The organism is Streptomyces sp. CB02923 (genome assembly GCF_001905005.1).
In the GTDB taxonomy this organism is placed as follows: Bacteria; Actinomycetota; Actinomycetes; order Streptomycetales; family Streptomycetaceae; genus Streptomyces.
In genome coordinates this window covers 1,161,852-1,174,257 of sequence record NZ_LWKZ01000001.1, presented here as the reverse complement: position 1 = coordinate 1,174,257, position 12,406 = coordinate 1,161,852, and the positions used below count along the sequence as shown (strand labels likewise).

Here is a 12,406-nt window from a genome sequence, read left to right as displayed (position 1 = left end):
GTGCCCCAGGACCACCCTGCCCAAGAACAGCGCGACGCGTCCGAGGACGGGACCGGGTACGACTACGACGTGCTCGTCATCGGCTCGGGCTTCGGCGGCTCCGTCTCCGCGCTCCGCCTGACCGAGAAGGGCTACCGCGTCGGCGTCCTGGAGGCCGGGCGCCGCTTCACCCGCGCCACCCTGCCCAAGAACTCCTGGGACCTGAAGAACTACCTGTGGGCGCCCGCCCTCGGCTGCTACGGCATCCAGCGCGTGCACCTGCTCGGCAACGTCATGGTCCTCGCGGGCGCCGGGGTCGGCGGCGGCTCACTCAACTACGCCAACACCCTCTACGTACCGCCGAAGCAGTTCTTCGACGACCAGCAGTGGGGACACATCACCGACTGGCAGGACGAGCTGAAGCCGTACTACGACCAGGCACAGCGCATGCTCGGCGTACGGCTCAACCCGACCATGACCCCCTCCGACGTCCACCTCAAGGCCGCCGCCGAGAAGATGGGGGTCGGCGACTCCTTCCACATGGCGCCGGTCGGCGTCTTCTTCGGCGACGGCAAGGACACCGACGGCACGGCGAAGACCGCCCCCGGCACCGAGATCCCCGACCCGTACTTCGGCGGCGCCGGCCCCGCCCGTACGGCCTGCACCGAATGCGGCGAGTGCATGACCGGCTGCCGCCACGGCGCCAAGAACACCCTCAACGAGAACTACCTCCACCTCGCGGAGCGGGCCGGTGCCGTCATCCACCCGATGACGTCCGTCGTCACCGTCACCGAGGACTCGCGCGGCGGCTACGCCGTCGGCACGCTGCCCACCGACGACAAACGCAAGGGCAAGGGCCGCACCTTCACCGCCCGGCGGGTGGTCGTCGCCGCCGGAACGTACGGCACCCAGACGCTCCTGCACCGGATGAAGGACAGCGGCCTGCTGCCCCGCGTCTCCGCCCGGCTGGGCGAGCTGACCCGCACCAACTCCGAGGCCCTGGTCGGCGCGCAGACCGACGACCGCCGCTACCGCAAGGCGCACGGCGAACCGAAGGCCGACTTCACGCGCGGCGTCGCGATCACCTCCTCCATCCACCCGAACGACAGCACGCACATCGAGCCGGTGCGCTACGGCAAGGGCTCCAACGCGATGGGCAGCCTGTCCGTCCTCCAGGTCCCGATCGCCACCCGCGCACCCCGCGCCCTCGCCTGGGCGGCCAACTGCGTGCGCCACCCGCTCCTGCTGATGCGCTCGCTGTCCAACCGCCGCTGGTCGGAGCGGACCATCATCGGCCTGGTCATGCAGTCCCTGGACAACTCCCTGACCACCTACCGCAAACCGGGCGGCCTCGGCAAAGGACTGCTCACCGCCCGCCAGGGCCATGGCGCGCCCAACCCCCAGCAGATCCCCGAGGCCACCGAGGCGGCCACCCTGCTCGCCCAGGAGATCAACGGCTTCGCGGGCAGCAACGTCGGCGAGCTGATGGGCACCCCGCTGACCGCGCACTTCCTGGGCGGCTGCCCGATCGGCGAGGACGCCGACCACGGCGTGATCGACCCGTACCACCGCCTCCACGGGCACCCCGGCATCTCGGTCGTGGACGGCTCGGCGGTCTCCGCCAACCTCGGCGTCAACCCGTCGCTCACCATCACCGCGCAGGCCGAACGCGCCATGTCCTTCTGGCCGAACAAGGGGGAGGACGACGTCCGCCCCGCCCCGGGCCGCTCCTACCGACGGCTGTCCGCGGTGGCGCCGCGGCACCCGGCCGTCCCCGCGAAGGCGTTCGCCGCGCTGCAGCTGCCGCTGCTGCCCGTACCGGCCGTACCGCCGAAGGCGCAGGCGTCGGAGCAGACACCGGAGCAGGCTTCGTAGCCGGTGCGGGTGCCGGAGCAGGCATCGGCACCCGCATCGGCACCGGCAGAGGACTGACCTGCGGCCCGCACGTTACGTAGGTCCTCTACGCCCTCAGCCCGCGTCGGTGCCCTTGCGTCGGCGTACGGCGAACACCGCGCCCGCGCCGAGGGCGACTGCCGCCGCACCCGACAGCGCGAGGGTCGGCAGCCCGGAGGACGAGCCGGTCTCGGCCAGCTTCCCGGTGACCGGCAGCCGCGCCTGCTGCTTGGCTCCGCCCTGCGGGGCCGGGTGGTTGGGGCGCGTGCCGGGCCGCTCCCGGGCGTCCGGTACGTGGCCCGGCACGGTGCTTCCGGCGGGCAGGATGTCGAACGGGTAGTCGGCGGCCTGCGAGTAGCCGCAGGCGAGGTCCGCGTTCAGGTACCAGCCCACGCTGACCGCGCCGCCGTAGCTGGCGGGCGTCCGGGCGTCGGCCTTCAGCCGCATCCTGGCCTCCGCGTACTCCCCGGGCCGCAGGCCGTCGGCGTCACCGATCGTGGCGAAGTAGCCGTCGCCCTCCTCGGGACCCGCGACCGGTTTCCACCGGTCGGCCGCCGCGTCGAACCATTCGAGTGTCAGATGCCCGGACACGTCGTCGGACGTCTTGTTGGCCAGCGCGAAGACCTGCGCGAACGCCTGCACGGACAGGATGTGCCCGGTGGAGGTGTTGGTCGCGCGATAGGTGAAGCCCACCCAGCCGGACCCGGCGACGAGCTTGCCGGGCAGACCGCGGAGTTCGGCCTTGACCGACCGCTCGCTGGACCAGTCCTTGCACTCCGGGGTGGCGGTGGGCGTGGCGGGCGGCGTGCCGGTCCCGGTGGCCTTGGCGGGGATCGTCGCCTTGGGAGGGGCCGGAGCGGCGGTTCTCGTGCCGCCCCCGGCCGTCGGCGTGCTGGTCTGTCCCGGCGTCGGGGTGCCGGAGGGCGGGGTGGCGCCGGGCGTCGGTGTCGCGGTGGGCGTGGCGGTGGCGGTCGCGGTGGCCGCCGGGGGCTGCGGCTGCGCGGGTGTCTCGGTGGCGTACGCGGCGGGTGCCGCCAGCAGGGCGGCGGGGACCAGGGCGGCCGTCGTGGTGACGGCGGCCAGGGCGCGGCGGAGCTTCATCGTGAAGACCTCTCGGAGCCGAAGTGCCGTGACCACGGCACCAGTTCGGGACAGGCCGTCGCGGTGGGGCGCGGGATGGCCGGGCGATTGCAGATACTGACCGGCCGTGAGGGGAAAAGGTTGCACGGCTCGCCCGGCCACAGCGAAGGGCCCCGGGACGCCACCCGCGAGGGGGGTGCGGGCGGCCGCGGGGCCCTTGGCTTTCGGCGCCGGCGTCAGGGCAGCGTCGGCGCCGAGGGGGCGGCGCCGGGGGGGGGGGGATGGCGCCGCTGGCTCTCAAGTTGTCCGGGGGTGGGACCCCCGCGAGTGCGGCGTCCGCCGCTTCGGCGCCGGTGGCTCCGGCGTCCGTTCGCCGTGCGGCGGTCCGGACCGCCGACGGTGCGGCCGCGCGCTCAGGGCACGGCGTGCCGCATTCACTGCCTCGCTTCGGGCACGGTGTGCCGCTCTTCTGCATCGTGCTGGACGCGCCACACCGGGCGCAACCGTTTCGACCGGATGCGGTCGGCCCCAGGCGTCCCCAGGACCGACCGCCCCATCGGATGTGACCGGGCTGCTGTCCCCTGCTGACCGGTCACGACACCGCAACGAGGTCCCACGACGCGGACCGCTCCAAGTCGGCCGGCGTCTCATCGCTGCGGCGGATCCGCCCACGGGCGGCGTCTACGCGTAGTCCTGCGAACCGCACCTGGCTGGCGTGGCACCCGGAACAACGAAGCCCGGCGGGCGCCGGTCACGGCGCCGTACGGGTGAGTCGGCGCGCGGCGCACCGCCGGATCTCAGATCCGGCCGCGGCACAGCTCCAGCAGCGTCATCGCGAGCGCGGTACCGGGCCGGCCGAGCTGCCCCCGGTAGTGCTCCAGCACCTCCATCTCGCGCGACAGGTTCACCCGGCGCCCGCCCGAACCGATGCGCTCGCGCTGGATCACGGCCGAGACGGCCATGCGTTCCTGTACGAGGCCGATGATCCGGCCGTCGAGATCGTCGATCCGCGCGCGGGCGTCCGTGATCACACCCGCCGCCGCCTCGGTGCGCGCGCCGGTATCGGGCCGCACTGCGGCTTTAGCGGTGGGAGTGGCCTTCGCGGAGGATGTGGCCTGCCCGGCGGGCGTGGCCTGCTCGGGAGGCGTGGCCTGCCCGGGGGATGTGGCCTGCGCCACAGTGATGCCCGCCGGGTCCGTCACTGCCTGGATACCGCTCATGTCCGTCGCTCCTGGGGTTTTGACCCCCGCAGCCGCCGTCCGTACCGCTCCGGCCCCGCCACTCCCGCCAAACACAGAGCGCCCCGGGCCTTGTCGGCCCGGGGCGCCTGGGAAGTCGCTCGTCAGTTGATCAAGCAGCACGACCATGGCAGCCGGACGGGCCGGTGCCATAGGTAAAGACGAAGGTCAGCTGCTGGTACATGGCGCTCAGTATGAGCCCGTTAGAATCGAAAGTCCAACCCCTTGCACCACCACCGCCGGAAGGCCGCCGAAGTGCCATCAGCGTCACCTGCTGCCGCCCCCGACGTCGTCCTGGTAGTCGACTTCGGCGCGCAGTACGCCCAGCTCATCGCCCGCCGCGTACGCGAAGCCCGGGTCTACAGCGAGATCGTCCCGTCCACCATGCCGGTGGCCGAGATGCTCGCCAAGAACCCCAAGGCGATCATCCTCTCCGGCGGCCCGTCGTCGGTCTACGCCGAGAACGCGCCCAGCCTGGACCGCGCCCTGTTCGAGGCCGGCGTCCCGGTCTTCGGCATGTGCTACGGCTTCCAGCTCATGGCCACCACCCTCGGCGGCACGGTCGACAACACCGGCGCCCGCGAGTACGGCCGTACGGACCTGCACGTCTCGAAGAACGCCTCGACGCTCTTCGAGGGCACCCCGGCCGAGCAGCCGGTGTGGATGTCGCACGGCGACGCCTGCTCCGCCGCGCCCGAGGGCTTCACCGTCACCGCGTCCACCGACATGGTCCCGGTCGCCGCCTTCGAGAACGACGAGAAGAAGCTGTACGGCGTGCAGTACCACCCCGAGGTGATGCACTCCACGCACGGCCAGCAGGTCCTGGAGCACTTCCTCTACCGGGGAGCGGGCATCGAGCCGGTGTGGACCACCACCAACGTCGTCGACGAGCAGGTCGCGGCCATCCGCGAGCAGGTCGGCAGCGCGCGGGCGATCTGCGGCCTGTCCGGCGGTGTCGACTCCGCGGTGGCCGCCGCCCTCGTCCAGAAGGCCATCGGCGACCAGCTCACCTGCGTGTACGTCGACCACGGCCTGATGCGCAAGGGCGAGACCGAGCAGGTCGAGAAGGACTTCGTGGCCGCCACCGGCGTCCAGCTGAAGGTCGTCGACGCCTCGGAGCGCTTCCTGGACGCGCTGGCCGGCGTCTCCGACCCGGAGCAGAAGCGGAAGATCATCGGCCGCGAGTTCATCCGGGTCTTCGAGCAGGCCCAGGCGGAGATCGTCGCCGAGTCCGGCGCCGCCGGTGAGCCCGTGAAGTTCCTGGTCCAGGGCACGCTCTACCCGGACATCGTGGAGTCCGGCGGCGGCACCGGCACCGCGAACATCAAGTCCCACCACAACGTCGGCGGCCTCCCCGAGGACCTGGAGTTCGAGCTCATCGAGCCGCTCCGCCAGCTCTTCAAGGACGAGGTCCGCGCGGTCGGCGCCGAGCTGGGCCTGCCGGACGAGATCGTCCAGCGCCAGCCCTTCCCCGGCCCCGGCCTGGGCATCCGCATCGTCGGCGAGGTCACCCGCGAGCGCCTCGACCTCCTGCGCGAGGCCGACGCCATCGCCCGCGAGGAACTGACCGCGGCCGGCCTGGACCGCGAGATCTGGCAGTGCCCGGTGGTCCTCCTCGCGGACGTCCGCTCCGTCGGCGTCCAGGGCGACGGCCGCTCCTACGGCCACCCCATCGTGCTGCGCCCGGTCTCCTCCGAGGACGCGATGACCGCGGACTGGACCCGTATGCCGTACGACGTCCTGGCCCGCATCTCCACCCGCATCACCAACGAGGTCTCCGAGGTCAACCGCGTAGTCCTCGACGTCACCAGCAAGCCCCCGGGCACCATCGAATGGGAGTGACCCCGCAGTAGCTCCCCCAGGTCAACGCCGCAGCCGTCGCTCATCAGTTTGAGCGGCGGCTGCGGCGTTGTGGGTGGGTAGGGTGGCCGTACAGGCGAGACTCCGTCGCATGGGAGCAACCACGATGAGTGCCGCGCCCGAAGACGACCGGGACCGGCACCACGAGCAGTACGCGCAATGCGCCTACCCCGTCCCTCCCCCCGGCGGCTGGACCGCGGACGCCCTTGACCAGCTCCCCCATCTGCCCAGGCGCGCCGAGCTGATCGACGGAAGCCTCGTCTTCACGAGGCCGCAAACCCTCTTCCACATGCGAGCCATGCGACTCCTGGAGCGGACCCTGCTGGAGCAGGCGCCGGACGGCCTCGATGTCCTGCGTGAGTTCAGCGCCAAACTGGACGAGCGCAACCGCCTGGAGCCCGACGTGCTGGTGGTCCCACTCGGCGCCGACGTCGGGCCGAGGCAGACCTGCCTCAGGCGGCCGGAGGACGTCATCCTGGCGGTGGAGGTCGTCTCGCGCGACTCCGTCGAGCGGGACCGGGACGCGAAGCCCCGCAAGTACGCCGCCCACGGCATCCGGCACTTCTGGCGCGTGGAGGAGGGCAGCGAGGGTTTTCCGGTGGTGTACGTCTACGAACTCGACCCCGCCACCAGGGCCTACGTGCCCATGGGAATCCATCACAACCGCCTCAAGACCGCCGAGCCCTTCGCCGTCGACGTCGACCTCACCGCGATCAACCGGCGTCGATGACGACAGGGACCCCACGGCACTCGCCGGGCTCCCAGGGCTCGCCGGTACCACCGCCCGACGGCTACACCGTGCACGACCTCCTGTCGCCGCCCGACATTCCCGCGCATGTGGAGCTGCTCGACGGGTGGCTGTCGTCCGACGGGCCGCACGAGCGCTTCCACGGCATCATGACCGACCTGCTGGTGCAGTCGCTGCGCGGCACCGTGCCACCCCATCTGAAGGTGCAAAGTCGGATGACCGTGGTCATCGACGAGCGCAACGCTCCGGAGCCGGACATCACGATCGTGCGGGCCGCGGCGGTGCGGGGCGGGGACCAGCTGTATTTCCCGGTGCGGGATGTACTGCTCGCCGTCGAAGTGGTCTCTCCCCGCTCCGCCGCGCGGGACCGTGACACCAAGCCGCGCAAGTACGCCGACGCTGGGGTCCCGTACTTCTGGCGGGTCGGGAGGGAGGGCGTGGACGATGCCCCGGTGGTGCACGCTTACGCGCTCGACGCACGGACGCGCTCCTACCGCCTCGTCGGCACCTTCCACGACGAGGTGAAGCTCGACGCGCCTTTCGCCCTTTCCATCGACCTCACCGCGCTCGACCGCCTGTGAGCGTCGGCGCGGAGGGATGAGGCACCCGAGGACCCGGCGTGTCCGTAACGCCTGCCCGGGTGGCCTGCTCGGTCGCTCCTGCACGCACTCGTGAGCCCGCATCGGCCGACGCTCAGCGCCTCTGCGCCCCGTACCGCAGCCCGTCGACGAGGAGGCCGACCATCCGTCGCGTCTGGCCGTTGTCGTCCTCGTCGGCCGGCATGGTCAGGTTGGCGACGGCGCGCAGCAGTTCTTCGGGGTCCATGCCGGAGCGGATGTGGCCGGCGTCGGCCGCGGTGTCGAGGAGTGTGCCGAGGACGGGTACGAAGCGCTGCTGGAAGTAGCCGGGCAGGCTGTCGTAGGCCGGGTCTCCTGAGTGCAGGGCGCTGCTGAGGCCGCGCTTGGCGGCGATGAATCCCGCGAAGCGCTGGAGCCACCGGTCGAGGGCGTCGACCGGATCGCACGCGGCCGTGAGGGCGGGGGCGGCGTCGGCGCAGGCGTCGACCTCGTGGCGGAAGACCGCGGCGATGAGGTCCGCGCGCTGGGGGAAGTGGCGGTAGAGGGTGCCGGCTCCCACGCCTGCTCTGGCGGTGATCTGGCGTACGGGGGCGTCGACTCCCGCGGTGGCGAAGATTTCCGCGGCCGCGGTGAGCAGGGCGTCGGTGCTGCGCTGCGCGTCGGCGCGCACGCGCTTGCCGGGTTGCCCGTCCGACGTGGCGCCGGTGCCGGGGCCGTTGCCGGTCTTCCGCTGCGTGCCCTCGCTCACGTTCCTCCTCTTGCTAAGCGGAACACTGTTCCGTATTGTCTCGGCTGAACGCCGTTCCGTTTTCGCGTCAGGGTAGCGCGCTGCGCCGGACGCCCGCCATCACACCATGCTGCAAGAGGAGAGCCATGAGGTACCGCACACTCGGCAGGACCGGCATCAAGGTCAGCCCGTACTGCCTGGGCGCGATGATGTTCGGCGCCATCGGCAACCCCGACCACGACGACTGCGTACGGATCATCCACCGGGCCCTGGACGCGGGCATCAACTTCGTCGACACCGCCGACGCCTACTCGCGCGGCGAGTCCGAGGAGATCGTCGGCAAGGCCCTCAAGGGCCGCCGGGACGACATCGTGCTCGCCACCAAGGCGCGCCTGCCGATGGGCGACGACCCCAACCGGCAGGGCGCCTCGCGGCGCTGGCTGGTCCGCGCGCTGGAGGACTCCCTGCGCCGCCTGGGGACCGACCACGTCGACCTGTTCCAGATCCACCGGCCCGCGCCGGACACCGACGTGGAGGAAACCCTCTCCGCCCTCACCGACCTGGTCCGCGCGGGCAAGGTCCGGGCCATCGGCTCCTCCGCCTTCCCCGCCTCGGACATCGTCGAGGCGCAGTGGGCCGCCGAGCGGCGCGGCCTGGAGCGGTTCCGCGCCGAGCAGCCGACGTACTCGATCCTCAACCGCGGCATCGAGCGCGAAGTGCTGCCCGTCTGCGAGCGCCACGGCATGGGCGCCCTGGTCTGGAGCCCCCTCGCGGGCGGCCTGCTCACCGGCCGCTACCGCAAGGGACGGCAGGCCGACAGCCACCGCGCCGGCTTCGGCTTCCGGCACCTGACCGACGAGCACCGGCTCGACGTCGTCGAACAGCTCGTCCCGCTCGCCGAAGAGGCGGGGATGTCACTGACACACCTGGCGACCGCCTTCGCCATCGCCCACCCCGGCGTTACCTCCGCGATCATCGGCCCGCGCACCATGGAGCACCTCGACGACCTCCTCGCGGGTACGGGCACGACGCTGACCGACGAACTCCTCGACCGGATCGACGCCATCGTGCCCCCGGGCACCGACATCGGAACGCTCGACACGGCCTACCAGCCGCCCGCCCTCCAGCAGCCCGAACTACGCCGCCGCCGGCCGGACGACCGCTCCGCCGCCTGACGGCGACCGCGGGGCCGCGCGCCGCCCCTCCCGCCGGACGCATCGGCGACCTGACTCCGTCCGTCCGCCCGCCTCACTGGAGCCAGAAGCGCGTCCGCTCCAGCCACACGTCGAGCAACTGCCGGTCGCCGAGGGTCTCCACACCCCCGGCGACGGCGGGGCGTCCGTAGAGGAAGAGCACCAGGTCGGTGACGGTGCCACGGACGGCGACCGCGGCCTTCTCGTGGGCGGCGCGCCAGACGGGGGCCTTGCCGGTGAGGTCCACGAACCACTCCGCGTCCGCGTCCGTGGCGTGGAAGTGCAGGGTACGGCCGGGGCCGAGCAGGGACGGCACGCCGGGCTGGTCCTCGGCGATCTCCTCGACCGCGTGGAATCCCATCCACTCGTCGAGGGCGTCGCGGGCCACGTCCGCGTCGAGGACGTACTCCCGCCCGGCCGCCAGTGCGGCGTCGGCCCGGTGGAGGGCCGTTTCGTGCGTCATACGGCGAGCCCAGAAGACGGGTGTCCCGCCGGGCGCCACGGTCCACACCGCCACGTCGGGACCGGCGTCCCGCAGGGTTTCCGACAGCCGCGTGGCACCCTCGGCGAGCAGGGCGTCCAGCGCGGCCGGATCCTCGCCGGTCAGCTTCGGCATCTCGTTGACCAGTTCGTCGGAGACGGGCTCCGCGGCCCGGGTGCCCACGATCGTCGCGACCCAGCGGTGCGCGCCGTTGACGTGCCGGATCAGCTGGCCGAGGTCCCAGCCGGGGCAGGACGGCACCGGGGCCGCCGGGTCCGTGCCCTTGACGGTGGACCGCAGCAGATCCGCCTGGTCGACGATCTCGGCGCAGTAGCGGTCGAAACTCAGGGGAATACCGGGAGTGGCAGCCATGGGGGCACCGTAACGGCCGGTACGCCGCTCCCGAAGCGATTTTCCGGGCCCGGCAGAAGAGCCGCCACCCGAACTTCCGTCGCACGAATTGCCGCCGCCCGAACTGCTTCCCTATGCCCGGCTTCCGTACGCCCGGCCTCCGTACTCCACTCCCTGCTGCCCTACGCCCGGCTCCCGCACGTAATGCCGCCGTACCCCTGTTCACCCCCACTACCGGCAGGTAGCTTCCGATCCGAGCCCTACGCGCAAGGAGGAAGCCGCCATGGAGGAAGCCGCCGGGCCCGCGCCCACGCAGCCCACCCCTGTACCCAACGACCAGCTCCACTTCGCCATGCCGCCGCAGCACGCGACCGTCGAGGAGGAGCGCCGGTACCGCAAGGAACGTCTCGCGGCGGCGCTGCGGCTCTTCGGGCGGTTCGGGTTCGAGGAGGGGGTGGCGGGCCACATCACCGCCCGGGACCCGGAGTTCACCGACTGCTTCTGGGTGAACCCCTTCGGCATGTCGTTCAAGCACATCACGGTCGGTGACCTGATCCTGGTCAACCACGAGGGAAAGGTCGTCGAGGGCCGCTACCACGTCAACCAGGCGGCGTTCGCGATCCACGCGCAGGTCCACCAGGCCCGCCCGGACGTCGTCGCCGCCGCACACAGCCACTCGGTGTACGGCCGGGCCCTGTCCACCCTGGGCGAACTCCTGGACCCGATTACCCAGGACGTGTGCGCGTTCTACGAGGACCACACACTGTTCGACGACTACACGGGTGTCGTGGTGGACGAGGAGGAGGGGCGCCGCATCGCGGTCGCGCTCGGCCCGCACAAGGCCGTCATCCTGCGCAACCACGGCCTGCTGACGGTGGGCGACTCGGTCGACGCGGCAGCCTGGTGGTTCATCACGATGGAGCGTTCCTGCCAGGTACAGCTGACCGCCCGCGCCGCGGGAAAACCCGTACTGATCGACCACGAGAGCGCCGTACACACCCGGGAACAACTGGGCAACGACCTGGTCGCCTGGATCAACTACCAGCCGCTCCACCAACAGATCACACGCAGCGAGCCGGACCTGCTCGGCTGAGACGCGCCGGCTCGGCCGGGGCTCGGCCGGCGCTCGGCCGGGGCTCGGTCGGGGCTCGGCCGGGGCTTGAAGAAGCGCGTATCAAACGCCCTTCAGAACACGGTCAAGCGCCGCCCGGCCCGCAGGTCCCCAGTGCGGCTTGCCGCCGGGAAGGCCCCGGTCTCCATTCCGTCCCATGAGCATCAGGAAGAGGCTCTTCATGGCGGCCAGCCCGCGGGCGCGCCGGATGGCCGACTCGTCGGCGTGCCCGTACATGTCGAAGAACCGTGCGGCCGTGCCCGCGGGCAGCAGCACCCATGCGGCGGCGAGGTCCCATGCCGGGTCACCGGCGAACAAGTCACCGAAGTCGACGATGCCCGAGATGGTGCCGTCCGAGACGACGACGTTCGCGGGATGCAGGTCGCCGTGCACCCACACCGGCGGGCCCTCCCACCCGTGGGCCGCAACGGCGTCGTCCCAGACGGCCCGGACGTCGGCAGCGACGTCGTCGGGGGCAACGGCCTCGAAGAACTCCTCGAAGCCGCCCGTGCAGTTCCTGGGATGGGCGCCGCGGTCCGTGGCGACCGGCGCCTCGGCGGGCGCCTCCGCATGGAGCGCCCGGAGAAACCCCGCCAGCGTGTCGGCCGCGTGGGCGCCGCGGCTGATCGAGCCGTGGTCCAGCGGCTCGCCGGGAACCCACGTCATGACGGTCCAGTGCTTGGGAAAGGGCCCGGACGGTTCACCGAACCGCACCGGGGTCGGCACCGGGAGCGGCAGGCGCGGAGCCAGCACGGGCAGCCACCGCCGCTCCTTGAGCTGGAGCTCCGGGGTGGGATCCATACGCTGCATACGCACGGCCAACTCGTCCCCGAGGCGCCACATCTGATTGCCCCAGCCACCCGCCACCTCACGGATGGCCAGCCCCGCAAGGTCCGGATGCTGCTCCCGCAGCAGGTCGCGGACCAGATCTGCGGTGATCTCGAACTCAGTGTCGGTCATGCGAAGCCACAGTACCGAGACGGCAGACGGAGCGGCTCTTGCTCTGTGTTGTTCGTGGGGCGTGGGGGCAGGGGGTTGTTCTGGCGTTGTGGGCCCTGGCGTCAACTTGGTGGGGTGGCTGTCACCGGTGTTCATTGCCCGTCACCGCCCGTAAAGTCGCCCGCCCGACTTTTCGGGGTTGTTGCGTGCGGCACAATTCCCTCTCAG

11 protein-coding genes are annotated in these 12,406 nt (G+C 71.7%); 6 read left to right on the top strand and 5 right to left on the bottom strand.

Annotation, left to right across the window (positions count from 1 at the left end; translation table 11 throughout):
• Window positions 1-1,854 carry a GMC family oxidoreductase N-terminal domain-containing protein gene (locus A6A06_RS05025; RefSeq protein ID WP_073759187.1) on the top strand — a complete coding sequence of 618 codons (1,854 nt, stop codon included), beginning with the start codon at window positions 1-3 and terminating at the stop codon, window positions 1,852-1,854.
• Between the two features lie 93 nt (window positions 1,855-1,947).
• Here A6A06_RS05025 and A6A06_RS05020 read toward each other — a convergent pair whose 3' ends face one another.
• Complete coding sequence (locus A6A06_RS05020) at window positions 1,948-2,973, bottom strand: LAETG motif-containing sortase-dependent surface protein (RefSeq protein WP_073759185.1); 1,026 nt, start codon at window positions 2,971-2,973, stop codon at window positions 1,948-1,950.
• Between the two features lie 776 nt (window positions 2,974-3,749).
• Window positions 3,750-4,172 carry a chorismate mutase gene (locus tag A6A06_RS05015; protein ID WP_073759183.1) on the bottom strand — a complete coding sequence of 141 codons (423 nt, stop codon included), beginning with the start codon at window positions 4,170-4,172 and terminating at the stop codon, window positions 3,750-3,752.
• A gap of 273 nt (window positions 4,173-4,445) precedes the next feature.
• On the opposite strand from A6A06_RS05015, the gene guaA reads away from it, so the two are divergent.
• The 3 genes from guaA to A6A06_RS05000 all read left to right on the top strand — a co-directional run bounded on the left by guaA (window position 4,446) and on the right by A6A06_RS05000 (window position 7,379).
• Entirely contained in the window at window positions 4,446-6,032 is a 1,587-nt protein-coding gene (guaA, locus tag A6A06_RS05010) for a glutamine-hydrolyzing GMP synthase (RefSeq protein ID WP_073759820.1), read from the top strand.
• 124 nt (window positions 6,033-6,156) lie between these two features.
• Entirely contained in the window at window positions 6,157-6,780 is a 624-nt protein-coding gene (locus tag A6A06_RS05005; protein ID WP_073759181.1) for a Uma2 family endonuclease, read from the top strand.
• Window positions 6,777-7,379, top strand: a complete 603-nt coding sequence (locus A6A06_RS05000; protein ID WP_073759179.1) for a Uma2 family endonuclease — start codon at window positions 6,777-6,779, stop codon at window positions 7,377-7,379. Before A6A06_RS05005 ends, A6A06_RS05000 begins: the two co-directional genes overlap by 4 nt.
• Window positions 7,380-7,491: 112 nt before the next feature.
• On the opposite strand, the gene A6A06_RS04995 is transcribed toward A6A06_RS05000, so the two are convergent.
• Entirely contained in the window at window positions 7,492-8,124 is a 633-nt protein-coding gene (locus tag A6A06_RS04995; protein ID WP_443333708.1) for a TetR/AcrR family transcriptional regulator, read from the bottom strand.
• Between the two features lie 125 nt (window positions 8,125-8,249).
• Here A6A06_RS04995 and A6A06_RS04990 point away from each other — a divergent pair, with 125 nt between their 5' ends.
• The gene (locus A6A06_RS04990; RefSeq protein ID WP_073759177.1) at window positions 8,250-9,278 is read left to right on the top strand and encodes an aldo/keto reductase; all 1,029 of its coding nucleotides are present in this window, start codon (window positions 8,250-8,252) and stop codon (window positions 9,276-9,278) included.
• 73 nt (window positions 9,279-9,351) lie between these two features.
• On the opposite strand, the gene A6A06_RS04985 is transcribed toward A6A06_RS04990, so the two are convergent.
• Window positions 9,352-10,149: a maleylpyruvate isomerase family mycothiol-dependent enzyme gene (locus A6A06_RS04985; RefSeq protein WP_073759175.1), complete on the bottom strand. Its 798-nt coding sequence runs from the start codon at window positions 10,147-10,149 to the stop codon at window positions 9,352-9,354.
• Between the two features lie 262 nt (window positions 10,150-10,411).
• On the opposite strand from A6A06_RS04985, the gene A6A06_RS04980 reads away from it, so the two are divergent.
• Window positions 10,412-11,221, top strand: coding sequence for a class II aldolase/adducin family protein (locus tag A6A06_RS04980; protein ID WP_073759173.1), 810 nt, complete (start codon window positions 10,412-10,414; stop codon window positions 11,219-11,221).
• Between the two features lie 81 nt (window positions 11,222-11,302).
• Here A6A06_RS04980 and A6A06_RS04975 read toward each other — a convergent pair whose 3' ends face one another.
• Window positions 11,303-12,199, bottom strand: a complete 897-nt coding sequence (locus A6A06_RS04975) for an aminoglycoside phosphotransferase family protein (protein ID WP_073759171.1) — start codon at window positions 12,197-12,199, stop codon at window positions 11,303-11,305.
• Window positions 12,200-12,406: the final 207 nt, after the last annotated feature.